Source organism: Streptococcus atopicus, from assembly GCF_049166725.1.
GTDB lineage: Bacteria > Bacillota > Bacilli > Lactobacillales > Streptococcaceae > Streptococcus > Streptococcus hominis.
Map to the genome: position 1 here is coordinate 25,676 of NZ_JBMHFC010000008.1, position 25,423 is coordinate 51,098.

Here is a 25,423-nt window from a genome sequence, read left to right on the forward strand (position 1 = left end):
TATCTTGTTTTAGCACTCCATTAGTGCGAGTGCTAATATTTACATTTTCTATTGTATCACTTGGTCAGAAATAGTCAAGAAAAAAACTCTGTCAAACGACAAAGTTTTTAGGGGGAAAGCAAATAAATTTTTATCGAACCAATCTTAATTTTTCTTCAAAATCATCAATGACTTTTTTGAGATTCAATCGTCCTTTATAAATACCATAGCCAAAAACGAGCATGGCTAATATTCCCAACACTGCTAGGATTATTCCAAGAACAAAGGCAATGAGATTGATTTGATGGAAAAAATAGACCAGAACAAGACCGATACTAGCAATGGTAAAGAAGAGACTAAACCAACGTCCGAGATTTTCAATCATGTGTTTTTGATATTGAATTTCCGTTTCATATCCTTGAATCAATTCTTGTTCTGTCATAATTTTCTCCTATTTTTAGTATTTCAATCCTGGGTTGAAGAATCCAACCAATACACCAAGGAAGGCTACTACAACAAGAAGCAACATTACTTTGATTGGTGAAAAGTTTTTCTTCGCCATCAACCACCAGCAAAAGACGATAAACAAAGCTGTCAATAGACCTGGATAAACACCATCTAATTGATCTTGCAGTACCAAGAAAGCCTTTCCTGAAGAGTCTTTCAATTTGAAAGCTGTCTTAACAGGTACCCATGTCGCTGCAACAGCACCGATGACCATACCACCAATGATAGACACAGACTTACGGATAGCTTGTCCTTGAGGGCCTACAAGAAATTCAACCGCTTTATCTCCTAGTTCGTACCCTTTAAAGTAGGCGAATTTCATACCAAAGTAGGCGAGCAAGTTCCAAACCACGATATAGAAAATCGCACCAAGTGGCGAACCACCATTTGACAAACCGAGAGCAATACCTAGTATAATCGGAATCAAGGTACCAACAATCAGTGAATCACCAATTCCTGCAACAGGTCCCATCAGACCAGCACGAAGACCGTTGATTGTTTCATCATCTACTCCATCAGCCCCATTCGCACGCGCTTCTTCTAAACCCGCTGTAATCCCTACAATCAATGCACCTAATTGAGGTTCTGTGTTGAAGAATGCAGTGTAAGTGTGCATTGCTTTGGCTTGGTCTTCTTTTTTAGGATATAATTCTTCCACGATTGGCAGCATTGAAGCTAGGTAACCAAATGTTTGCATATGTTCTTGTGAGAAGCAAGTTAAGTTCCCATAATACCAATGATGGAAAGATTTTCCTAATGTTTTTTTCGTTAATTTAACCATTTTAAATATCCTCCTCATCGTCGTCATCATCAAAACTTGCACTTGCGGCTGCTTGTGCTCTTACATTTTTAGCCATTTGAATTTCATAGAATAATACTGCGAAAATCAATGAAATGACTGCACAAGATACAAGGTTAAGTCCTAATGAAGCTGCTAATGTAAATCCAACAAAGAATGGAATGAAATCGACAGCTTTTTCAACAATTTGTTTCAAGAGGATTGCAATTCCGACACATGGAAGGAGAGAACCGACTGTAAAGAGGGTTTTCATTGGAATACCATCCAATGGAAGTGCCGTTTTTAAAGCCGTAACTGCATCTGCACCTAATTTACACATAATGAGGGTTGGCAAGAATGAGAATACCAAGTGTGAAATCCAAGGGAAGCCCCAGTCTACTACATATAAGCGTTTAAACTCACCTTTTTCAACAGCTTTCCAACCAATATGTTGCCAAAGCAAGTTCATGGTAGCTGTACCATAGAAAAGAACTGTACCGACTGTACCAACGAGTGTTCCCATTGATTTAGCCAAGTTAGCAGCATCTGCAGAGTCAAGTGACAGTCCTTGTGATTGAATAGCAACCATTGCCAGAGGAATCCCAATATAAGAAACCGCACGAACGTCAGCTGAAACCGTACCACCAGGTGTTACCAAAGCGATATAAACGAGCTGCATTGCAACCCCACAGATGACACCTAATTTCACATCTCCTAGGATCAGTCCTGAAACTAAGCCACCTACAAGTGGGCGTCCAAGAGTATAGTTACCAATGGAAGTACCACCTAAACCAGGCATAGATGACAGACAGGCAAATAACCCTAGTAAAGCGGCTTGAAACCACGAAATTGTCATAATAAAGCCTCCTTAATGCTTATTATATTTTTTTAAAAACCAAATTTAGATTTGAAATCGTCCCAGTAGCCAATAGACACATCTGGCAAGAGTTGGAATTTCACTTTATAGCCAGCTTTTTGAATCGCTTCAAGCGCTTCCGCTTCCTCTTGTGTGATGGATTGGTTATTTCCTAATTTAATAGCTCCTGGACGGTCATTGGCTGGACCAACAATAATTTCTTTGATATCGCCAGGCACAAAACCTTGATCAACTAGTATTTCTTTCATGTCAATTGGATTTTTAGTAATCAAGAAATAGCGACTATCGGAATCCAATACCTTTTGTGATTTTTCTTTCCATGCTTCTTTTGTCCAAACGAATGTTTTTTTATCAGAAGCTGCTTTGTAGGCTTGTTTCAAAACTGCATTTCCTGCTGCAGCATTATTGACAGCAACCAAGCCGTCACAAGGATATTCTTTTGCCCAACGAGTTACTGTTTGACCGTGAATCATACGGTCATCAATACGTACAAATGAAATTGTCATGATAAATCTCCTTTTATTTCTTCTTAAATGTCATCTTCGTCATCTTCATCACTAGCAATCACATCAAATTCTTGCAGAGCTGCGGATGCTTCTGAGAGAATGGCTTGTGCCAAGCCTTTTCCTTCCAACATATCTTTCATTACTAAGCCTGTGAGTGCCATTGTCAAATTGAGACCACCAAGTACGACTGCCGTGTTTAACTTGCCAAGTTCTGACAAAACGTTGCAAGCTGTCGTCAAAGGGCTTCCTCCGACAATGTCTGCCAACACCAAAACCGTATCTTCTGTTCCCAGATTTGCTAACGCTTGACGAAAATCAAGAGCGAAATCATCAACAGACTTGCCTTCTTTTAGACCTACTGCAATGACTTGGTCGGTCTTATCACCAGCAAACATCTTCAATGAGCTTTGCACACCTTCTGCTAGTCCACCATGACTGACTAGTACTAGATATTTCATGTTCTTTCCTCCTTCATTTCTGTCTTTATTTTACTAAATATGGAACCGGTTTCACATTGTCAAATGTCACTTTGTAAAGATGACATTTGTTAGTTAAAATATGACAAATGTCATATAGTTTTTCAAAAAGAAAAATAGCCAGCTTTGAGCTAAATCTCTCATCTGACTATTTTGATATTTATTCTTCGTTAAATCTCTATTTGCCTGTTTCTTCCATTTCCCTTTGAATACTTGGTAAGATACTGTCTATTTCATTGTTTTTGAGAGCATTTCCCAGTAAATAATCCAGTCGTTCCAAAGAATGATAATCTAAGTCTCTGCTAATATCTAACACCGAATGCTTCATCATATGATCCAGTCGTTGCGATGTCAATGAATCCAACCCAAAATCATCTGCCTGTAAAATCTTTTTCGTCTGACTGCTTTTGACAACTGATGTCAAGACAGAGGTCCCTTGTGATTTTGCAAATAGTTCTTGCTGATTTTTTTGATTTTGACACAGCAATTTCATAAACTCCCAAGCTAATTTATCCTGTTTTGTCTTTGAAGACATAGCAAAAAGAGACGTTTTCACTTGGGTCGCAGGAATGCCCGCTTTAGCGGCTGGCATAGGAATGCAGGTCCAAGAAAATCTAGAATATTTTGCCACATGGTAGGGATAGGGTTTATAGGTTCGATATTGAGCCAAACTCATGGGATAAAAGGCTACCTTACCTTCATCAAAATCATTTGACGTTACCTTGTACCGTTGATTTAATGAATCCAATTTACTGATAAAAGAGAGTGCTTGATGCATTTCTACACTATCAACATTGACACCACTTTGATTTCTCAAATGCCCATTATAAGCTACCAGAGCCTGTTTCCAAGTATAATCCGTAATGCCATACTGGTCAATCAAACCGTCACCATTTGTATCCTTTGTGACTTTTTGACAAATTGCATATAAGTCTTCTAAAGTCCAATTGGAATCAGGAATCGAAATGCCTTCTTTTTCCAGCAAATCCTTATTGACACACATCATGATAGGATTGCTTTCAATCGGTAAAGCATAACTGTGTCCCTGATATTGCCCAGCTTGATAAGCAACTGGATAGTAAGCTGCAGCCTCTTCCTTACTAATCAAAGAATCCAAGGATTTAAAAGCCCCAGAAGCCGCTAACATAGAAAAATCATTTTCAGGCACCATAAATACATCTGCCTGCTCACCTTTTAGAATCTTTTCTGCTAGCCAATTGTCATAGTCTTTTTTAGGAATACCGCTCTCATAGACGACTTTGACGTTTGGATATGACTTTTCAAATTGGCGAATAATATTGTCTAACACTCTATTCTCACGACTATTCGGAACGTCCCAGCTACTGCCTGCATACACTCCAATTCGCAAAATCTTTTTTTGATTGGAAGTCCATAAAACAAAGCTAAGGGTCACTAAAAGGAGAGCCGAGATGAACATCGTCAAATACCTCATCCGCCACTTCATTTGTCATTGTCCTTACTAAAATCACGTTGGGTAACACCTGTCTGCACAGCCCAAATAGCTAATTGCGTGCGATCTCGCAAATTTAATTTCGTCAGAATACCTGACAAGTAATTCCGCACTGTCCCTTCAGACAAGAACAACTTCGCTGCAATTTCCTTGTTTGAAACTCCAAAACCAATTTGTTGGATAATCTTCCACTCAGTCTGACTCATATCTTCTACATTTTCTTCGGCAACAGAAATAGCAAAATTGGACTGTGCCATTTGTGAAAAGATTTTAAACACTTTGGTAGCAATGTTAGGGTTAATCATAGCACCACCTTTGTGAACCGTTTGAATAGCTTGATACAATTCTTCAGTAGAAACTCCTTTTAAAATGTAACCAGAAGCTCCGTATTTCAATGCTGAAAAAATGAAATCATCGTCATCGAAAGTTGTTAGAATAATAATTTTGATATCTGGATAGTGTTCTTTGACTGCCTTTGTACAGAGAACACCGTCCATAACAGGCATTCGAATGTCCATCAAAATCACATCTGGATGTACATGGTGAAGTTTTTCGAGCACTTCCTTGCCGTCACCGACTGTTCCTACCACTTCAATATCTGCATGAGCTGATAAAATAATCTGTAAAGACTCACGAATCAAGGCTTGATCATCTGCTATTAAAACTTTAATCATTTTTTCCTCCTATTTTCGGAATTTCAATATGAGTATAGAAACCGTTGCGATTTTCAAAATGAACATTCCCACCAATAATCGCCAAACGCTCCTGCATTTGTTTGAGACCATAACCATAGTAAAGCTCATCAAAGCCGACTCCATCGTCTTGAATGGTCATGATATAATTCTCTTCTTCTAATAACTCAATCCAAACCGTTTTGGCATGCCCATGCCGTACCGAATTGGTAATGGACTCTTGAATCACCCGAAAGACAATATCTTCTTTTGCAACATCCAAATCAATTGTGGCCCATTCATAGCGAAAATGAATTTCCAAATTAGAAATGGCTTCGTACTCTCGAATAATTTTGAGCAGCGCTTCTTTTAAACTATTGTTTTCTAGAGCGCCGGGACGCATTTTATTGAGCGAGCCTCGCACATCGCGGATACCGTCTCGCACAACCACAGAAACATTTTCCAACTGCTCCTTAGCACGATTTTTGTCAATATCCACCAGTACTTTAACCGCATCAATCCCAGCTGAAATTCCTGTCAAAGCATGCCCTAATGTATCATGAATTTCTCTAGCGATTCGTTTTCTTTCACGGTCTTCCGCAATTTTTTCAGATAAGGCTAAATAACTATTCAACTCGCGATTGGCTTGTGCCGCCATCCGCAGTTCTTCTTCAATATGGTGCTTTTCGGTCATTGCAGATAAAATATAAAAGAGCAAAGAAATCATAAAGACAACTAGATTCAGTGAAAAGAGAAAATTCTTTCCAAAAAGGAGGGCCATGCGAATCGATTCTGGACAAAAGCGAATATAAGTATCTAACGAAGGCAATTTAACAAAAAGCGACATTAAATCATAGTTGGATAAGAGTAACATGGTAAAACTCAAAATGATAAAGGAAAACCAGTATTTCCGATCTTTTGAGGTGTTAAATTCTTTGGAACCATAAAAAATATCTGCAAAAACTAAGAGAATCAGACCATTATAAGAAGAATGCAAGACAGAAAAGATAACTAACATCAGCAAAATCTCAATAATAGTTACTTTATCATAAACGGATAGCTGATTTGGATGCTTCTCACGGTAATAAAAAACCAACAATAAGCAAGCATAAAAAGCAATAGACATCCAAAAGCTAAAACTCGGCGATCCTGGTATAGCATCTAAACGTCCTAACAGTGAATGAGCATATCCTTTTGCCACTACATAATTCGTTGCAAAAAGATAAATAGAGGCATTATAAACAATGGCAATAAAATTGATGACCATCAAAGCAATTTTGCTATAAAAGATACTTCTATTTTGTCTCATTATTGCCACCCTGTAATTGTATATTGCCCAATGTTATCTTTATTCACCAAATGAACAGGAATCAGGTACTCCTTTTTGTAAGATTGATGCTTCATCATGCGCTCAATCACTTCTGTCACCTTTCTGCCCATTTGAATCGGAGACTGGGCAACCGTTCCTTGAATATCATTGGTGTTGGCAAGGAAATTCTTAATATCAGGCGAGCCATCTACGCCATAAATTGCAATCTTGTCTGTCACACCTTGATCTTTTATGGCTGCGAGAGCTCCGATTGCAGCACGATCATTTAAAGACATGACCACATTAAATTGCATTCCTTCGTTCAATGCTTTTTTTACTTGAGGCATACTTTCTTCCGTCTGCCCCAATGTTTCCCGCTTAGAAACCACCTGATAAGCAGGATGCCCTTTAATCGTATCTAAAAATCCTTGAATCCGATCCATCGCAGACACAGCGTTATGATGTTCCAATAGTAAAATCTTCGCACTTGACAATCGTTTCATCATATCGTTTGCTATCAACACACCGGCTTGATAATTGTCTGACACAATAGTAGTATCAACTTTAGCATCTTTGCTAACAGGTGCATCCACAACAATAATCTTGATTCCCGCTTTTCTGGCTTTATTTAAAGAAGTCAGAATCTTTGGACTGTCACTCTTAACTGGGTTTATAACAATCACATTTACTCTTTCTTGAACAAAATAATCAATCTGCTGACTTTGCTTGTCTTCGTCTAATTCTGGGTCCCGCACATAAAGTCGACTTCCTTGTTGATTGGTTTTTTTCTCAATTTCAGCATTTAAGGTTTTATAAAAATCATTGTTCATCGTCATATAGGTCGCTCCTATCTTGACTTGCTTGCTATCTGATGAATTCCCTTTTACATAGAGGAAAACTAAACCAGCCAAGACGAAGACAAACAGAAAAAATAATAGATATTTACGATAATAGGGATATTGCTTTTTTCCTTTACCTGCTCCCATTTTTTCTCCTTATTAACAGCAATCTTAAACAGAAAACTTTGTTTTATCTAGGTTTATTATATTATATTTATACAAAAAAGCAAAACCTCGCCAAGAAAAAGAAGTGTGAAAACTTGAACCCCCCCTAACTTCCTTGTTTTTAAACTCAAGTTGAAATCAAATACAACACCTTCTCAGACTGTTGACTTCTATCTTGCGCATGTTATTCGTACTTTGTTAAAAGTATAAAATGTTGATTATTTTTCACCAACTAAAAATAGCTAAACTGAATTTTATCCAGCCTAGCTTATCTTTATTAAAATGGCAATTCCTCTTCTTCCAGAAGCAAATCTGCCAAGTCTGCACCTGCATTATTTTCACGAAGAGCTCGCTGTGCACGACTTTCTAATAGCTGGAAGCCATTGCAAAGTACTTCTGTAACATAGTGGGTAACATTGTCCTTCTCATAGTGGCGAGTGCGAAGTTCACCGTCTAGCGAAATCAAGCTGCCTTTACTTGCATAACTTGCCAAAGTTTCGGCTAACTTGCCCCAGACAACGACATTTACAAAGTCCGCTTCTCGTTCACCATTTTGCCCTTTGTAGCGACGATTGACAGCAAGGGTTGCACGCGCCACAGATTTATCATTAGCTGTTTTGTTTAACTCTGGTGTATTCACCAAGCGACCAATTAAAATTACTTTATTATACATTTTCTTTTCCTCCTAACTATTTATTCGTAAGAGAAAAGAAAAAATCGTGAAAATTCACGATTAAAACTTAATTTCTATTTTACCCTTGCCAATGCTTAGTTGGATCAAATGCTGTTCCTACCACTTCTGAACTTGCTAATTCAATAATCCCACGTTTTTGCGGAGCATTAGGCAATTGCAATTCGCGAGGACTACACATCATACCAAAACTCTTTTCTCCACGCAACTCACCAGGGAAAATCAAGTTTCCTTTTGGCATCATAGCACCCGGAAGCGCCACAATCGTCTTGAGACCTACTTTAGCATTAGGCGCTCCTGCTACGATTTGAATCACTTTATCTGCTGCTACTTTTACTTGACAAATATTAAGGTGGTCACTATCTGGATGAGCTACCATTTCCACAATTTCACCAACCACAAATTTCGGCTCAAGGTCATTGACCAATTCTGGCTCAAAACCTGCTTGGCTCAATTCTTGATTCAGAATTGAAATTTCTTTATCTGTCAAAAAGACTTGACCGCGTTCGGTAATATTAACAAGATTAGAAATCTGAAAAATATTCCAAGCAACCGTTTCTCCATTGTCCAAACGATAAACACGCGCTACGTTGCCCTTGCGTTCAGCAGCTAACTTAGCAGCTTGACCGTCTTCAACAATCACCATTAGCACGTCACCCACATGCTCTTTATTATATGCAAAAATCATTATTTCTCCTATATCTTCAGTTTAACTGGGCTAAAAATTCATTGATTTGCGTCTGCGTTTTTCGCTCGCGATTAACAAAACGGCCAATTTCTTGTCCATTTTCTAGGACTACTAGGCTAGGAACCCCATACACATCCCACTTTTTGGCAACTTCCATATAAACGTCACGATTGACCTCAACAAAGGTAAAATCAGGATTCTCTGCTTCAATCTCAGGCAAAAAAGGTTTAATAAAACGACAGTCTCCACACCACTCGGCTGTGAAAAAGAACACAGTCTTTCTTTCGCGTTTCACAAATGATGCCAATTCTTCTATATTTGCTGGAATAATCATTGTTCTTCCTCATAGGTCAATTCACCATTTTCATACACAAATGAAATATGGCGATCATCTTCATATACTACACCACCAACCAATCGGTGTTCGTCTGACTTGTATAATTGCACATACAATGTGGCAATCGGACCCCATTCAGACAAACTTTCCCGAATTTCAGCAACTAATTGCTCACGCTGCTCAGCTTCTTTTCGTTCGTCCAATGTTTTTTTAGTCGCATAAGCTGCAATCCCTACTCCTGCAAGTGCAGCTGTTGTTAATAAAATTTTTTTAGCTTTCATGACAATATTTTAACACAAAAGAGAAATTGGGACAAATCGAAACACTATTGTTTTTTATCTTTGAACGCTACCCAACTATGATAGAAAATGATAAAATAAGAATAGAAAGAAGGTTAATGATGTCAGAATTATTTTCAAAAATCAAAGAAGTCACAGAAATTGCTGCTATTTCAGGACACGAAGCACCTGTTCGCAAGTATTTGCGTGAAAAAATCACTCCCCACGTAGATGAAGTTATAACAGACGGCTTAGGAGGCATTTTTGGAGTGAAACATTCAGAGACTGTTGATGCACCGCGTGTCTTAGTAGCTGCCCACATGGATGAAGTTGGCTTCATGGTGAGTGAAATCAAACCCGACGGAACTTTTCGTGTGGTGCAAATTGGTGGCTGGAATCCACTCGTCGTTAGCAGCCAACGCTTTAAACTTTTTACTAGCTCTGGAGTTGCAATTCCTGTCATTTCAGGATCTGTTCCTCCACATTTGACTCGTGGAACAGGTGGACCAAGTCTACCAAGGATTGAAGATATTGTTTTTGACGGTGGATTTGCTGATAAAGCAGAAGCTGAAAGCTACGGCATTCGTCCAGGCGATACGATTGTACCAGATAGCTCTGCTATTCTCACAGCTAATGGGAAAAACGTTATCTCAAAAGCTTGGGACAATCGTTACGGTGTCCTCATGGTAAGTGAACTGGTTCAAGCTCTAGCTGGACAAAAACTTGGCAATGAACTCTATGTTGGAGCCAATGTCCAAGAAGAAGTCGGCTTGCGTGGAGCCCATGTTTCAACGACTAAGTTTGACCCAGAAGTTTTCTTTGCAGTAGACTGTTCGCCTGCTGGCGACATTTACGGAGATCAAGGAGCTATCGGAGAAGGGACTCTGATTCGTTTCTTTGACCCAGGTCACCTCATGTTGCCAAATATGAAAGATTTCCTTTTGACAACCGCAGAAGAAGCAGGTATCAAATACCAATACTACTGTGGTAAAGGCGGAACCGATGCTGGTGCTGCTCATCTCAAAAACGGTGGTGTGCCTTCTACAACTATTGGTGTTTGTGCACGTTACATTCATTCTCATCAAACACTCTACGCAATGGACGACTTTCTACAAGCTCAAGCTTTCTTACAAGCTCTTGTTAAGAAATTGGATCGTTCAACCGTTGATTTGATAAAAAACTATTAATACGTTAGATTAAAAATTCGTATTTGAAAAGGCTGTGGACAGAATGTCTCAGCCTTTTTTCTGCTTTTATCTTTTTTGCTTATTGCTTAATCCCATCAATTTACGTAATTCGGGGATTCGTTGCAACTGTGGGACAATGAGCATTGTCACAAATACTCGTAAAGGAATTTCAAAAACAGACCATGCCCGAGTAGCGTATAGTGCAACAAAGGGTACTCCATATTGTAAATGGAGAGCTAAGGGCGTTAAGGTAAAGGTCCCCACTCCCATAACAGCGACAGTTGCTAGTGTCACCCAAAGCCAGTCTTTCTTCCGTTCAAATCGTAATTCTTTGCCATAAAAGAAATAACCATAGAGAATACCTTGCAAGGCTTCAATCAATGTAAACCAGATAATGAATGGTTGCCCCTGACTCAAAAAGAAAAAGGAAAGCATATCATATACGGCAGAAACCAGACCAGATAAAACCGGACCAGCGACACTTCCCATAAGGGTATAACCGATAAAAGCTGGACTCAGCTTCAGCAAACGAGGGATGACAAAGATTGAAAACTTCTCTAAGACAAAACAAAGAGCCACAATCATTGCGAGGGCAACCAATAGTTGCACCGATAACTTTGGCGAGTTTTTTTTCATATTCGCTCCTTTTCTTTCGGGAGCCGTCAAAATGACAGCGGATGCAATGGCCTACCGCACAAATGTTTCGTTGTATGGCAACATCCCATCCATACACACTTAACGCAGACCACTTACTCTGTGCAAACAAATTGCTCTTTTATTCTATCATATTTTATTTAGTTAGAAAATTATTTTTTATCTATCATTCAGTAGATATTTTCTGACTTCTGCAAGGAAATAGAGGGAGCCTGTGATAAGCAGCAGCTCTTTCTCTCCATGCTTGGCTTTTTTGTATTGCTCCAAATAAGGCAACCACTCTACATATGCTAACTTTTCTCGCTTTGCCAAACATTGCATTTCTCCTGTTGAAAAACTCCGTGAATCCTCAAAAGTTGTCAAAAGTACGCGAGATGTGGGAACCATTTTTAGTAAAGCAAGCATTTCATCCAACGCCTTAGTTTGAATACATGTAAATAAAATCGTTTTTTGATAATCTGGAAAATGGCTTTCTAGGGAAGCAAGCAGAGCTTTCAGTGCATGAGGATTGTGCGCCCCGTCCAGCAAGATCAAGGGTGCTTTTGAAATTTTCTCCAAGCGAGCAGGCCAATACGTTCGTTTCAATGCCCGTCGCACCTCATTTTCACTCAACAATGGTAAACCTTTCAAGCTGCAATATTGATCGCACAGTTCAATTGCCAGTCCCGCATTCTCAACCTGATGAACGCCCAAAAGAACAGTTTGATAGTCCTCTTTTCGTCGAAATGCATTTGAAAAACGAAATTTTTCTCCCTCTTCTAAGCCTTGCACAGACTCCACCTGATAATCTTTCTTATATCGTATGTGGAGTGCCTGATATTGCTGAGCAATAGTGTGAATAACTGCCAGTGCTTCTGAAGAAATCTTCCCTGTCACTACCGGCACACCTTGCTTGATAATCCCCGCTTTTTGCTTGGCAATGTCTTCTAATGTCGTACCTAAAATAGCTGTGTGATCTAGTCCGATTGTCGTAATAGCTGTCAAATCCGGTTGACACACATTGGTACTGTCCAATAAACCACCCAGACCTACTTCCATTATGACCACATCTACCTCTTGCTGGCAGAAATAATCATAAGCCAATGCCGTAATAATCTCAAACTCTGTTATTTCCTGCAATATCGTATCATCTGCCTGCTTTTTTAATAACTCTTGATAAGATTGCAACAAAGAATAAAAGTCTTCGCCTGAAATAGGCAAACCATTGATTGCAATTTGCTCATTATAGTTAAGAAGATAAGGCGATGTAAACGTTCCTACACGCAGTTTCTTTGCTTGCAATAGCTGACGTAAATGTGCAATCGTTGAGCCTTTTCCATTGGTACCTGCCACATGAATGACTGATATTTGTAAATGAGGATTGCCTCGCAGCGATAATAGTCGTCGCACTCTTTCTAAGCCCAAATGTGGCTCTTTTGTTTGGTGCTGTTGCAACCATTCTAACTGTTTTTCTTTTTGTATCATTGCTCTTCTCATCCAATCTATAATGCTCTCATTTTATCATAGAAGTGGGATTTCTACAAAACAATTTACCAAAAAATAATCAAGAAAAGAAGAGAAAAGCTATTGCGCACCAAATGACTGAAAATGGAAAATTCCAAACGAAGAGTTGGCTTGAAAATCAAGAAAGAAAGTAAACTCCCTAAACCTGTATAAACAATAAAACAAGTCAAATCAGCTGGATTTCGTAAAAGGATAAACAACAAACTCCCTATCACAAAACTCGTTCGTGCTTGATCTTTTGACACAAAAAAATGAATAATGAATGACCGCACCTCAGGCACGAGAGCTACTATATCAACACCTAATAAGAAAAGAGACGAGTGGACAAACAGGCTCAGGAGCAGTTGTTGACCTTCTGACGCTGCTGTCATCCCCTCCAATATCATCAGATAAGCTCCTATAGCATTGATAAATACCATCATGAGATAGGATAATCGCAGTAGGGGCCAGTAACGAGCCGTTAAGATCTCTGATTTAAAATTTGTTAATTCTCTGGAAAAATAGCGAAAATAAAGCAAGCCAGCAAAAAATAAAATGAACAAAAACACAAAACTGGACTGCTGAAAAGTTAATGATTTGGACAAGGGTGTCGTCAGCAAGACCAAAGTAATCTGTGTCAAAACGATTAGCAAACTCATTTGAAGAATATTTTTTATCTTTCTCATTTCAACTCCTTTTTCTACCTTTTTAGTATAAAATATTCCAAAGATTTCCTCAGAAGACGCCCTAAAAAGTTATTTTTTATCTTCAAATAGTAAAAAATGAAAGAAAAATAAAACACATTTCCCTTAGCAGTCATTCTTTGTCCCACACCAACAAGTCGACGTAAAGTGACAACTCAAAAAAACAGACAAAATCTCTTTTGGATTATCTCCAATTAAGATTTTGTCTGTTTTTGAATGATAATTTAGTTCTTATTCCAGACCTATTTATTTGTCTTTCTTCGTTAAGATTGCAAGTGTTTCAAGAAGATTGTCAACATGAACTTCAATGGTATCACCTGTCGCTTTGATTTTGACTTCAACGATGCGGTCAGCTGCTTTTTTCCCAACAGTCACACGAATCGGTAAACCAATCAAGTCACTGTCACTGAATTTCACACCAGCACGTTCGTTACGGTCATCTGTCAAAACTTCGTAGCCAGCTTTGACCAGCTCTGCTTCTAGTTGTTCTGTCAAGGCAAGAGCTTCCTCGTCTTTGACATTTACAGGGATTAGATGCACATCAAACGGCGCCAATTCTTTTGGAAAATTGATTCCCCAAGCATAGCGATAGTCTCCTTTTGGCGTTTTATTGACAAAGAGACGTGCATGTTGCTCCATAACAGCTGATAAGAGGCGACTAACACCAATACCATAGCAGCCCATTACGACAGGAACTGCACGACCATTTTCATCTAAAACCGTCGCATTCATGCTTTCTGAATAACGAGTTCCTAATTTAAAGATATGTCCAATTTCAATGCCGCGTGCAAATTTCAAAACGCCTTGTCCGTCTGGTGAAACTTCTCCTTCACGCACCTCGCGAATATCTACATATTCTGCTGTGAAGTCTCGCCCTGGATTGACACCTGTCAAATGATAACCGTCTTCATTCGCACCAGCGACTGCATTGCGGATGTCTTCTACCTTGCGGTCTGCGATGATTTGAACATCTTCTGGAAGATGAACGGGTCCAAGAGATCCAAAGTTTGCTCCAAACAGTTCACGAACTTCTTCTTCGCTTGCCGGTTCAAAGAAATCAGCACCTAGATAATTTTTCAACTTCACTTCATTCAGTTGATCATTTCCGACAAGCAAAGCCACGATAGGCTTTTCGTCAGCAATGTAAACTAAGGTTTTGATTGTTTGACTTTCATCAACATGAAGAAAAGCAGCGACTTCATCAATTGACTTGCAATCTGGGGTTTCTACACGAATCAATTCCTCTTCTGCCACGACACGATTACTTGGTTTGTATTCATTTGTTGCCATTTCAAGGTTTGCAGCATATCCTGACTCACTCGAATAAACAACAGTATCTTCACCAGACACCAACCAGCTCGTCAATTCTTCTTTTATCGCTTCTTGTACATCTGTCGGAATTTCATCAAAACTAGTGACTGACTTATCTAGAACAACCCAGCGCGTAAGGTCGGTACGGTCAGGTGTAATGGCCATAAATTCTTGGCTATCCTTTCCACCCATAGCACCACCGTCACCGATAATCCCTTTGAAATCAACCTCACTTCGGGTAAAAATATTCTCGTAGGCAGTCTTATACTCATCGTAAGTCACATCTAGGCTATCATAATTGGCATGGAAGCTATAACCGTCTTTCATGATAAATTCACGTGTCCGCAATAAGCCATTGCGAGGACGCTTTTCATCACGATATTTAGCCTGAATCTGATAAAGATTGAGCGGTAATTGCTTATAAGATTTTACAGAATCCCGTACAATTGCGGTGAATGTTTCTTCATGAGTGGGCCCCAAGATAAAATCTGAACCTTCGCGATTTTTTAACTTATAGAGATCTTCACCGTAGGTATCGTAACGACCTGATTCACGCCAAAGATCAGCACTAAGGAGGGCTGGAGCTAACATTTCGACCGCACCGATTTTTTCAAATTCTTCCCGCATGATTTTTTTTGCTTTTTCGATCACGCGATTAGCCAATGGTAAGTAAGAGTAAACACCTGCTGAAATTTGGCGGACATAGCCCGCGCGCAGCATAAGTGCATGACTGATGACTTGTGCATCACTAGGCATTTCACGTAGTGTTGGGATTAACATTTTACTTTGTTTCATAAATTCTTCCTTTTATTATTTTAAATGCACCTTTTAAAAGAAGGTTCTCATAATATCATTCCAGGTCACCGCAATCAGCAACACCACCATAATGGCGACACCTGCTAAAGTGACATAGGTTTCTGTTTCCTGTTTCAATGGCTTGCGACGAATGACTTCAAGAAGATTGAGCACAATCTTTCCACCGTCAAGCGCTGGGATAGGAATGAGATTAAAAATACCAATATTTAGAGATAGCATAGCTAATAAAGCGATAACACTTTCAAGACCGCCTTTAGCAGCGTCACTACTGGCTTTGTAAATCGCCACAGGACCGCCTAGTTTATTGATGTCTGGGTGGAAAATTAAATTTTTTAAAGCGTCAAAGATGCGGAAACTAGCGTTCCAAGCCATGCTAAACCCACCCGCGATCATAGACGGAAAATCTGATTTCAAGCCCGGCATCACTCCTAATAGATATCTTCCTTGCTCTTTTTTAGGCTTAACTGTCAGCTCTCGAACTTTATTTCCGCTTTTAACCGTCACATTTAGTTCTGATTGCCCTTTATTGTTTTTCGTCTCAGACTGAACAGCTTGGGTCAAATCCGACCAATTCTTAATTTCGGCTTGACCAACTTTTAAAATCTGGTCGTTATTTTTTACACCAGCTTGTGCCAAGGCTCCGTCCTGTAAGACACGAATGTGATTTGTATTGGGATTGGCAACGCCACCCTGCATGAAAATCAACAACAGAAAAGCTACAATCCCCAAAATGAAATTGTTCATCGGTCCTGCAAAGTTGGTAATGAGGCGCCCGCCTAAACTAGCATTTTGATACTGCACATCAAGCGGAGCAATCCGAACCTCTGTGCCGTCTTCTTCTACGATTGTTGCATCATGGTCAACCGCATAGGTTTTTTGTTCATCTAGTACCAAACCAGTGATTTCAAGCTTGTTTTCTAAATCAAAGCCCGTCACATTCATCGGCAGAGCAGTTTGATCAATTTTCTTGCCCGAAAGATTGATTCGGACGACCTTACCTGCTTCATTTAAAGTCAAACTAGCAGGTGTTCCGGTTTTAATCTCGGTCGAATCTTCGCCCCAACCAGCCATACGAACATAGCCACCCAACGGTAACATTCGAATGGTATAAGCCGTACCGTCTTTTCCGATATGAGCAAAAATTTTCGGGCCCATTCCGATAGCAAACTCCCGCACCAAAATACCCGATTTTTTCGCAAAATAGAAATGTCCAAACTCATGAACGACCACAATAATTCCAAAAACAATGATAAAGGTGATAATTCCTATAATACCTGACTGCATTACACCAACCTTTCTACTTTCTGACACGATCATCTTACTGAATTGCACCCAGCAAATCAAGAATACTTCACTCGGCTTAAGATTTCCTTATAAAGTTCATTCACAAAGAGGCTGGGATGAACGTTCCCCAGACTCTTACAATATATTATTTTTACTACAAAACGCAGTGGTGAGAAACTCTGTTAACTTTAGTCAATTTAGAGTTCCCATGCACAATTGATTAGGTACTTTAGTGCCAATCAATCACTGCTGAGTGGCAGTTCTAATCCCTTGCTACGCAAGGTATGACGACCAACCCCTAGTCAACTGCATAAAGTGAAATGACAAAATCAATTTCTTGCGAAATATTGATTCTTTACGTCATCTTCTCAGATTTCATTTTTCTGTGAGTGACTATAAAACAATCACGTTAGTCTGTCTCACTTCATTTTATCCTTCTCATTAGAACAATCCAAAGAAATGCATCAAGGGAAAGACAAACAGCATGCTGTCAAAACGATCTAACACACCACCATGTCCGGGTATAAATTTACCAGAATCTTTGACTCCAAAATGGCGCTTAATTGCACTTTCTACCAAGTCCCCAAACTGACCTGCAATACTAAAGAATACTGTGAAAAGAAGCATGACAAACATATGATGAGGTGCGGCAACGTTTCTATCAAACAACATAAAAATAAATGTTAGAAGGACTGCTGAAGCAATGCCTCCTAGGCTGCCCTCAACAGTTTTATTTGGTGAAACTCGCGGAGCTAAGCGACGTACGCCATATCTCCGTCCGACCAAGTAAGCTCCGCTATCCGTTGCCCAGACGATAAACAAGGCTAAAAGCACTTTGTCAAAACCAGCCACCCGTGCATCTAGCAAAGCATTGAAGCCAATTCCCACGTAAAAACTCGCAGCGATTGGATAAGCCGCATCTTCAAAACTGTAATTTTTCCCTAGAACAGTTGAGCCTAATAGAAGAAAAACAACTAAACTATAGGCCACAACATTTCCGTCTACCGGCAAAAATTTCAAATAGTTTTCGAGTGGAATCGTCAGCACAAAACCTGCTAACATGGCTAAGACACCTTCTAGTGTGGTACTTCTCAGCCCTTTCATTTGCAGCAATTCATGAACACCCAACATGGCTAGAAGCCCCATTCCAATTTGCAGAAGAGCGCCTCCTATCATCAAAACTGGAATGAAGATAGCAAGTGCCACTCCGCCAAAAATAACACGTCTTTGTAAATCCTTATCCATAAATTCTCCTACACACCACCAAAGCGACGATTTCGTTTACTATATTCTTCAATAGCTGCTTTCAAAGCTTTCTCATCAAAATCCGGCCATAAAATATCTGTAAAATACAGCTCACTATATGCACTTTGCCAAGGCAAAAAATTACTCAAACGCAATTCTCCGCTCGTTCGAATGACCAAATCTGGATCGCGCAATAATCGAGGTAGATTGCTGGTTTGTAGATAATTGGCAATCATCTCTTCATCAATCTCACCCGGACTGAACTTGGCATCTAACACATCTTGAGCAATCATTTTAACCGCCTGAACAATCTCAGCACGGCCACCATAATTCAAGGCAAAATTCAGAATCAAGCCTGTGTTGAGCCGCGTTAATTCTTCTGCTTTGCAAAGCGCATCATACGTTGCCTTAGGTAGCCGCTCTGTATCTCCAATCATTTGAATTTTTACGTTATTTCTATGCAACTCAGGCACATAACGGTCGTAAAATTCAACCGGCAAGTTCATGATAAAGCTGACTTCTTTTTCAGGACGCGACCAATTTTCTGTGGAGAACGCGTAGACTGTCAATACTTGAACCCCCAGCTCTTTAGCTGCAATGGTAACATTTTGCAAAGTTTCCATTCCAGACTTATGCCCGAAAACGCGCGGCTGCATTCTCTTTTTAGCCCAACGACCATTCCCGTCCATAATAATACCGATATGTTTCGGTATTTGTAATGGAACTTCAATTTTTTCTCTTTTCTTAAAACTAAACATCTGCTTGTTTTCCTAATAAAGTTTTACATTTCATTATATCATAAATCCTCTAAAAATGGGATTTATGCTAAATTTCAGATAAAAAAGAAGCCGAAACATAGAAATTTTTGGCTCCAACTTCTTTTTCACATTATTTTACGATAAAAATTAAATGCTTTATCTTTTTAAAATTCCTATTCTGCTAAGGGAATATTTGTTACTTGGTTGGGCTTTGGCATCAAAATAGCTAATTGGCGACGTCAAAGTAGAAAAAGAATTATTCTTATAAATTGTAAAAGAAACCTTTTCAAGCAAAAATAAAAGAACTGGAGAAACTCCAATCCCTTTTTCTAGCTTAAAACACTACTATTCTTCTTCAATAGCTGTATCTTCTGACATATCAACACTTCCGTCTGCACCAGCAACTGCTGTGATTCCCTCTGTGAGAGGCAATACGGTCTTAATAGCTGTTAATTCAAATGTCAAGTAAACACCGTCTACATCAAGGACAACTGTTTTCTTTTCAGTATCAACTTCATCAACCGTACCATACAAGCCACCAATTGTAATGACTTCATACCCTTTTTGTAGTTTGTTCAAACTCTCCATCCGTTTGTCTGCTTGTTTCTTTTGAGAACGTTGCATGAAGAACATCAAGCCCATCATCACAACCAACATGATTAAAATTGAAAAACCGTTACTCATTTTAGTCTCCTTTAGATTTGATATATTATCTACTATAGCAGATTCCTAGAGAATTTACAAGGAGGGGCTGAAATTTCTAAAAGGATTCCTCTTTAAGCCTGACTAGCAGCGAATTCTTTTGACAGTATGCTCTGCTTTTTCCAAAAAACGTAAAAAGTCAGCATAATCGATATTGAGCGTTGTTGTATTGACAAAAGGATGAAAACCCACGGTCGAGTTCGGATCAACCTCCTCGTCCACAATCAGCTGGACTTTCTTTTCCTTATCAAAAAGCAGCCCAAAAGGTGTAACCGCACCTGGCTCTACCTGTAAAAGCTCCTCCAGCTCCTTATCATTGGCAAATGATAATCGTTTTTCATCAAGGATTTCTGCCAAATGCTTGATATCTGCCATTTTTTCGTCCCGCAAAATGACCAAATAAAATTGACGTCCCTTTTTATTTTTCAAAAAGAGATTTTTGACCTGTTGCCCCGGTAAGACGATTCCCTTTTCAGCCACCTCAATAACGGAAGAAATTGGTTCATGATCCAGACGATCATAAGAAATTTTCAATTCATCTAACAGCTGATAAATCATACTTTCCTTTGTCATCTTCACACCTCCGAGATAGAATTTTCTATTTTCATTATAGCATTTCTAGTTAGAAAAACCGAAGCAAAGCAAGCCTCGGTTTTTTCTCTTTATCACCATTATTTCAAGTTTTTCACAACTTCTGCGATATGAGCAACGGTGAAGCCATATTCTTCCATCACCTTAGCAGCTGGGGCAGAAGCACCGAATTTGTCAATACCGATAACAGCTCCGTCAAGTCCGACATATTTGTACCAAGACTGGGTTGCAGCCATTTCGATTGCAACACGGCGACGAACTGCATTTGGTAAAATTTCTTCTTTGTAAGCAGCATCTTGTACATCAAAGATGTCTGTTGACGGTACGCTGACAACGCGAACTTTCTCTCCTTGTGCTTCCAACTCTTTAGCAGCTGCAACAGCTAAGTTGACTTCAGAACCAGATGCCAGAAGAATTGTATCAAAGCCACCTGCTGTCTCATATACAACATAAGCTCCTTTCGCCACCTTATCAAAGTCAGTTCCAGCTTCAACTGTCAAGTTTTGACGTGTGAGAACCAAAGCTGTTGGAGTTGATTGACTCTTGAGTGCCAAGTACCAAGCAGCCTGTGTTTCACGTGCATCTGCTGGGCGCAAAACATTGAGGTTTGGAATGGCACGAAGTCCAGCCAAATGCTCAATCGGCTCATGAGTTGGTCCGTCTTCACCAACTGCGATTGAGTCATGTGTAAAGACATAGGTCACAGGTAAGCCTTGAAGAGCTGACAAGCGAACAGCCGCTTTAACATAGTCTGAAAAGACAAAGAATGTACCACCATAAACACGAAGTCCCCCGTGAAGTGCCATACCATTCAAAATAGTTCCCATAGCAAATTCACGCACACCGAATTGAATATTGCGGTTAAGGCGGTGAGCATCGTCTTGCAAGCCGTCTTCTTTGATGTAAGTCATATTAGAATGAGCGAGGTCAGCAGAGCCGCCAAGGAAAGTTGGGAGAACTTTTGCTGCGGCATTTAAAGCATCTTGGCTAGAATTACGAGTAGCTTGTGAGAGACCTGTTTCTACTACTGGGAAATCTTCTGGCTTGATCTCAACTGGATCTTGTCCAGCAATAATGGCAGCAACTTCATCAGCTAAGTCAGGATAGGCTTGTTTGTATTCTTCAACGAGTTTTTCCCAAGCATCATAGGCAGCTTTGCCACGTTCTGCAACATTGACCCGATAATCTTCGTAGACTTCTTCAGGAATTTCGAATGGTGCGTAATCCCAAGCAAGAGCTTTGCGAGTAGCGGCTGCTTCTTCTGCACCAAGAGGAGCTCCATGAACAGCATTTGTCCCTTGTTTATTTGGCGAGCCATAACCAATCACCGTTTTGACTTCAATCAATGACGGTTTGCCAGAAACTTTTGCAGCTTCAATCGCCGCATTGATTGCTTCTAAGTCTGTTCCATCTTTAACCAAAGCTGTGTGCCAACCGTAAGCATTGTAACGGTCACGAACGCTTTCTGTAAAGGAATCCTTCGTTTCTCCGTCCAAATTGATGTCGTTTGAATCATAAAGAACGATGAGCTTATCTAGCTTTTGCAGTCCAGCATAAGAAGCCGCTTCAGCAGACACACCTTCCATTAAGTCCCCGTCACCACAGATGACATACGTATAGTGGTCAAAGATCGTATAGCCTTCACGGTTATACTTAGCAGCTAGGAAACGTTCTGCTTGCGCAAAACCAGTTGCCATCGAAATTCCTTGACCGAGGGGGCCAGTTGTCGCATCTACGCCAGCCGTGTGTCCAAATTCTGGATGTCCAGGCGTCTTAGAACCCCATTGACGGAAGTTCTTGATTTCGTCCATAGTGACATCTTGAAAACCAGACAAGTGAAGAAGTGCATAGAGCAACATAGACCCGTGACCTGCTGATAAGACAAAACGATCGCGATTAATCCAATTTGGCACTTCTGGATTCACACGCATTTGCTTGGTAAACAAGTCATAAGCCATCGGTGCTGCTCCCATGACAACACCTGGATGCCCAGATTTTGATTTTTCAATAGCATCAATTCCCAAAAAACGAATGGCATTGACAGATAAATTTGACATTGAATTCTCCTTTTATAATACTACCCTTTCAGTAGCAGTTATTCTACACTATCATTATATGAAAATTATCCGCATATCGCAATGTATACGGATAATTCCCACTTAATTTTTTATAGTAAAGCCTTAAATTGAATATTTGAATCGTGCTCGAAGCAATCATCAAAACCACGTGGATGGTGGTATTCAATTCTGTCTTTGTCTTGCGGATAAGTGTATTTACCGCCAACTTCCCAAATGAATGGATGGAATTGATATTGCAAGCGCTCTTTGCGCATTTTCCAGAGGGCTAAAATCTCGTCCGTTGAAGCCATGAAGTTAGACCAGATATCATAATGAACCGGAATAATAACTTTGGCACGAAGGTTTTCAGCCATACGAAGCAAATCAATCGAAGTCATCTTATCTTGAATACCGATTGGGTTATCACCGTAGTTATTAATAGCCACATCAATCTTGAAATCTTTTCCGTGTTTAGCAAAATAATTTGAGAAGTGAGAATCTGCACCATGATAAATCGTACCGCCCGGTGTTTCAAAGACGTAGTTGACTGCTTTACGCGCCATTTCTTCGTCAGTTACAGCAAGCCCCTTCAGCTCACCGTCTTGAGCATCCGCACCATCAACTGGAAGTGTCACTAAGCAGGTTCGGTCAAAGGATTCCACAGCTGTAACCTTTATATCTTTAAACTCAAAGCTTTCACCCGGTTTGATAATCATAATGCGTTCTTCTGGAACACCCCATTTTTTCCAAATTTCGCCACATTCGTAAGGACCGACAAATTTCACATGATTTAATTTTGGATTATTGACGATAGCTGCAGCAGTATTGATGTCAATATGGTCGCTGTGGAAATGCGATACCAGATAATAGTCCAGTTCATTAATCGCAAATGGGTCAATCACCATTGGTTGCACACGGAGATTTGGTTGCAATTTGCAGACACCAGCCATATTGGCCATTTGGTGACCACGCACCATGTCTTTGACCCTTTTGGTTGATTTTCCGCGGTTGGACCAGAGATCCATGACCACATTAGCACCACCTGGGGTCTTAATCCAAACACCACAATTCCCTAACCACCACATAGCAAAGTTACCTTCTGGCACAACTTCTTCTTCAATTTCTTCATTGAGCCATGTTCCCCATTCTGGGAAAGTGGATAAAATCCAAGATTCTCTTGTGATTTCTTTTACATTTGGCATTGCTTATCCTCCTCAAGATATTTTATTCTACATTCTTAGTATAGCTCCCTTCAATAGATTAAAAAAGACCAAATAAAGCACATGTCTGTGTTCAAGATTGGACTATTTTTCACAACTAAAAAAGCCGGGAATTTTATCCCTAGCCAGTCATCTTATTCTTTCATTCTTCCGTTGAAGTTGATAATAATTCTTCGTTGACAAGTTTTTGAATTTTATTTTTCAGCTCTTGTGTACGCGTTGAATCCTTGAGGTATTGTGACAAAAGTCGTTCTAAATCTTGACTAAATCGCACGCCTTTAGTAGAAAGAGTTTGATCTTTCACAAAAGAAGTAATATTCAATACGTCCTCGTAGTCCAAAATGGGCTGAACCTGGATCGTTGGCAGAGTGGTTTCCAATCCGTCATTTGTCGTAATTAATAAATCCACATTTAAAATGTCTTCAACACTTTTGAATTGCTCTGTCGTAAAAACAGCACTTAAATTTTCATTTGGTAAATGATACAAGCACTGTTTGAGTAGCAATTTCTGCACAGCTACTCCTTCATCACAGACTAAATAAATCCGTTTGGCATCTTGTTTTTCAGCACGATTATGTTTTAAGAATCCACCCATATGAAGAGCAAGATAAGCAACTTCATCATCAGTTAGTGAAATAAGCCATGCTTCCTCCAAAATCACAGAGCAAGACTTGGTGACTGCAAACAAATCTGCATATTTTTCCTTGATCTGTCGTGTCAATGGATTTTTAGACAGAATACCGTAGGTTTTACGAAACAGCAAAGCCTTGCAGTGCGTCAATAAATTTCGCAACAAATCTTCTTTATTTTCAATTTCAAAGTGCGAACTAACTTCAAAACGCCAGATAAACTCATCAATCGCTTCTTTTAATTGGACAAAATCTTGACTGGTTGCATGAATATCCCTGTCCTTTCGGTAAGAAAGCAAAAGAACGGCTAAGAGAGAAATTTCAATATCATTTAATTGCAAGCCAAATATTGCCTGTAAATTACTATTCAAATTCTTGGCTGCTTGGTATTCTATCCGCTTGCGAATCAAGGTAAACTCACGCTTCAAGTCTTCCTGCTCTTCCTCATTTAAAGCCATATTGCGACAGCTCAACAGCAGATAGGGCAAAACTTGTAGCATGAATTTGATTTCATGACGATTGATTTTCTTGCCTAAATCCTGCTCCACATCTTGCACTCTTTGATTGAGAAAATCTTGCAATTCATCGGACAAAAGTAAATCTTCTCCGATAAATTCTTTTATCTTTTCTGTCAAAATCATCACAAAGCTATGATTCCCCTCTACGAAAATGTGATACAAGAGAGAATGAACATATTGGATTTTATTGAGTGGATGACATTTTAAAAAATATCCTTGCGCTTTCGTGGAAGCGAGATTGACTTGATACTGCTCCGAAGCCAACTGATTGCGGATTTCATTCAAATCATTGAGAACCGTATTCCGAGATACCTCTGTCAATTCCATCAGTTTTTCAATAGTCACACGCTCCTTAGCAATACAGATATAAAGCACAGTCAGCTGCATGCGCTCGGTCATGCTCATGACATAACTATAAGAATCGACTCCTTCCAGCAAGGATTGGCATAATTCCTTTTGCTGTGCAGTTAAGACAATCCCTACTCTCGGACGGCTGCTAATGACTTCGCCAGCATCAGCTAAGGCATCATTGATTTTTTCTAAATGATAATAGATTTTCCTCCGCGATTGATTGGTTGCCCGTGAAATGGTCATAATCGTTTCTGGCTCTTCCAACTGAATGAGGTATTTTAGTAAGTCACAACTTGTTTGATCCAATAATATCATCATTTACTCCTTGAAAGGGATTGCAAA

General features: G+C 39.6%; 26 protein-coding genes and 1 riboswitch. Of the genes, 1 reads left to right on the plus strand and 25 read right to left on the minus strand.

Annotation, left to right across the window (positions count from 1 at the left end):
- Positions 1-130 precede the first annotated feature (130 nt).
- The 13 genes from ACOMA9_RS06405 to ACOMA9_RS06465 form a co-directional block, all read right to left on the minus strand.
- On the minus strand, positions 131-421 hold the full coding sequence (locus ACOMA9_RS06405; RefSeq protein WP_057489563.1) for a hypothetical protein: 291 nt from the start codon (positions 419-421) through the stop codon (positions 131-133).
- Between the two features lie 15 nt (positions 422-436).
- Positions 437-1,267, minus strand: coding sequence for a PTS system mannose/fructose/sorbose family transporter subunit IID (locus ACOMA9_RS06410; protein WP_106083476.1), 831 nt, complete (start codon positions 1,265-1,267; stop codon positions 437-439).
- A gap of 1 nt (position 1,268) precedes the next feature.
- The gene (locus ACOMA9_RS06415) at positions 1,269-2,120 is read right to left on the minus strand and encodes a PTS mannose/fructose/sorbose/N-acetylgalactosamine transporter subunit IIC (protein ID WP_247906660.1); all 852 of its coding nucleotides are present in this window, start codon (positions 2,118-2,120) and stop codon (positions 1,269-1,271) included.
- Positions 2,121-2,152: 32 nt separating this feature from the next.
- Complete coding sequence (locus tag ACOMA9_RS06420) at positions 2,153-2,647, minus strand: PTS sugar transporter subunit IIB (protein ID WP_003030874.1); 495 nt, start codon at positions 2,645-2,647, stop codon at positions 2,153-2,155.
- A 23-nt stretch (positions 2,648-2,670) separates the two neighbouring features.
- Positions 2,671-3,105 carry a PTS sugar transporter subunit IIA gene (locus ACOMA9_RS06425; protein WP_126406291.1) on the minus strand — a complete coding sequence of 145 codons (435 nt, stop codon included), beginning with the start codon at positions 3,103-3,105 and terminating at the stop codon, positions 2,671-2,673.
- A 196-nt stretch (positions 3,106-3,301) separates the two neighbouring features.
- The gene (locus ACOMA9_RS06430; protein WP_421424951.1) at positions 3,302-4,588 is read right to left on the minus strand and encodes an ABC transporter substrate-binding protein; all 1,287 of its coding nucleotides are present in this window, start codon (positions 4,586-4,588) and stop codon (positions 3,302-3,304) included.
- Positions 4,585-5,268, minus strand: a complete 684-nt coding sequence (locus ACOMA9_RS06435) for a response regulator (RefSeq protein ID WP_421424952.1) — start codon at positions 5,266-5,268, stop codon at positions 4,585-4,587. Before ACOMA9_RS06435 ends, ACOMA9_RS06430 begins: the two co-directional genes overlap by 4 nt.
- A complete protein-coding gene (locus tag ACOMA9_RS06440; protein ID WP_421424955.1) occupies positions 5,261-6,574 on the minus strand; it encodes a sensor histidine kinase in 1,314 nt (437 codons plus the stop codon). The genes ACOMA9_RS06435 and ACOMA9_RS06440 overlap by 8 nt, the downstream gene beginning before the upstream one ends.
- The gene (locus ACOMA9_RS06445; RefSeq protein ID WP_421424957.1) at positions 6,574-7,560 is read right to left on the minus strand and encodes a sugar ABC transporter substrate-binding protein; all 987 of its coding nucleotides are present in this window, start codon (positions 7,558-7,560) and stop codon (positions 6,574-6,576) included. Before ACOMA9_RS06445 ends, ACOMA9_RS06440 begins: the two co-directional genes overlap by 1 nt.
- 295 nt (positions 7,561-7,855) lie before the next feature.
- The gene (locus ACOMA9_RS06450; RefSeq protein ID WP_421424958.1) at positions 7,856-8,251 is read right to left on the minus strand and encodes a single-stranded DNA-binding protein; all 396 of its coding nucleotides are present in this window, start codon (positions 8,249-8,251) and stop codon (positions 7,856-7,858) included.
- Positions 8,252-8,330: 79 nt separating this feature from the next.
- Positions 8,331-8,957: a YtpR family tRNA-binding protein gene (gene ytpR, locus ACOMA9_RS06455; RefSeq protein ID WP_421424961.1), complete on the minus strand. Its 627-nt coding sequence runs from the start codon at positions 8,955-8,957 to the stop codon at positions 8,331-8,333.
- Positions 8,958-8,973: 16 nt separating this feature from the next.
- The gene (locus tag ACOMA9_RS06460; protein WP_151379938.1) at positions 8,974-9,291 is read right to left on the minus strand and encodes a thioredoxin family protein; all 318 of its coding nucleotides are present in this window, start codon (positions 9,289-9,291) and stop codon (positions 8,974-8,976) included.
- Positions 9,288-9,575, minus strand: coding sequence for a DUF4651 domain-containing protein (locus tag ACOMA9_RS06465; protein ID WP_003028519.1), 288 nt, complete (start codon positions 9,573-9,575; stop codon positions 9,288-9,290). The genes ACOMA9_RS06460 and ACOMA9_RS06465 overlap by 4 nt, the downstream gene beginning before the upstream one ends.
- 119 nt (positions 9,576-9,694) lie before the next feature.
- Here ACOMA9_RS06465 and pepA point away from each other — a divergent pair, with 119 nt between their 5' ends.
- Positions 9,695-10,759: a glutamyl aminopeptidase gene (gene pepA / locus ACOMA9_RS06470; RefSeq protein WP_330945265.1), complete on the plus strand. Its 1,065-nt coding sequence runs from the start codon at positions 9,695-9,697 to the stop codon at positions 10,757-10,759.
- 66 nt (positions 10,760-10,825) lie between these two features.
- Here pepA and ACOMA9_RS06475 read toward each other — a convergent pair whose 3' ends face one another.
- From ACOMA9_RS06475 to ACOMA9_RS06530, 12 genes are all read right to left on the minus strand, one after another.
- The gene (locus tag ACOMA9_RS06475; protein ID WP_151379940.1) at positions 10,826-11,395 is read right to left on the minus strand and encodes a folate family ECF transporter S component; all 570 of its coding nucleotides are present in this window, start codon (positions 11,393-11,395) and stop codon (positions 10,826-10,828) included.
- Between the two features lie 33 nt (positions 11,396-11,428).
- Positions 11,429-11,518: riboswitch (THF riboswitch) on the minus strand.
- A gap of 54 nt (positions 11,519-11,572) precedes the next feature.
- On the minus strand, positions 11,573-12,877 hold the full coding sequence (locus tag ACOMA9_RS06480; RefSeq protein ID WP_151379941.1) for a bifunctional folylpolyglutamate synthase/dihydrofolate synthase: 1,305 nt from the start codon (positions 12,875-12,877) through the stop codon (positions 11,573-11,575).
- Between the two features lie 65 nt (positions 12,878-12,942).
- Complete coding sequence (locus ACOMA9_RS06485) at positions 12,943-13,581, minus strand: CPBP family intramembrane metalloprotease (protein ID WP_151379942.1); 639 nt, start codon at positions 13,579-13,581, stop codon at positions 12,943-12,945.
- Between the two features lie 264 nt (positions 13,582-13,845).
- The gene (locus tag ACOMA9_RS06490; protein WP_151379943.1) at positions 13,846-15,705 is read right to left on the minus strand and encodes a proline--tRNA ligase; all 1,860 of its coding nucleotides are present in this window, start codon (positions 15,703-15,705) and stop codon (positions 13,846-13,848) included.
- A 33-nt stretch (positions 15,706-15,738) separates the two neighbouring features.
- On the minus strand, positions 15,739-17,010 hold the full coding sequence (locus tag ACOMA9_RS06495; protein WP_330945266.1) for a M50 family metallopeptidase: 1,272 nt from the start codon (positions 17,008-17,010) through the stop codon (positions 15,739-15,741).
- A gap of 441 nt (positions 17,011-17,451) precedes the next feature.
- On the minus strand, positions 17,452-18,255 hold the full coding sequence (locus tag ACOMA9_RS06500) for a phosphatidate cytidylyltransferase (protein ID WP_049507653.1): 804 nt from the start codon (positions 18,253-18,255) through the stop codon (positions 17,452-17,454).
- Positions 18,256-18,263: 8 nt separating this feature from the next.
- On the minus strand, positions 18,264-19,013 hold the full coding sequence (locus ACOMA9_RS06505; protein ID WP_330945253.1) for an isoprenyl transferase: 750 nt from the start codon (positions 19,011-19,013) through the stop codon (positions 18,264-18,266).
- Between the two features lie 345 nt (positions 19,014-19,358).
- Positions 19,359-19,697 (minus strand): preprotein translocase subunit YajC, encoded by a 339-nt coding sequence (gene yajC / locus ACOMA9_RS06510; RefSeq protein WP_330945254.1) that lies wholly within the window; start codon positions 19,695-19,697, stop codon positions 19,359-19,361.
- A 102-nt stretch (positions 19,698-19,799) separates the two neighbouring features.
- Positions 19,800-20,288, minus strand: a complete 489-nt coding sequence (locus ACOMA9_RS06515; protein ID WP_151379945.1) for a prolyl-tRNA synthetase associated domain-containing protein — start codon at positions 20,286-20,288, stop codon at positions 19,800-19,802.
- 98 nt (positions 20,289-20,386) lie between these two features.
- Complete coding sequence (tkt, locus tag ACOMA9_RS06520; RefSeq protein WP_151379946.1) at positions 20,387-22,363, minus strand: transketolase; 1,977 nt, start codon at positions 22,361-22,363, stop codon at positions 20,387-20,389.
- A 110-nt stretch (positions 22,364-22,473) separates the two neighbouring features.
- Positions 22,474-23,565 (minus strand): L-ascorbate 6-phosphate lactonase, encoded by a 1,092-nt coding sequence (gene ulaG / locus ACOMA9_RS06525; protein WP_421424968.1) that lies wholly within the window; start codon positions 23,563-23,565, stop codon positions 22,474-22,476.
- 160 nt (positions 23,566-23,725) lie between these two features.
- Complete coding sequence (locus ACOMA9_RS06530; RefSeq protein WP_330945267.1) at positions 23,726-25,396, minus strand: BglG family transcription antiterminator; 1,671 nt, start codon at positions 25,394-25,396, stop codon at positions 23,726-23,728.
- Between the last annotated feature and the right edge of the window lie 27 nt (positions 25,397-25,423).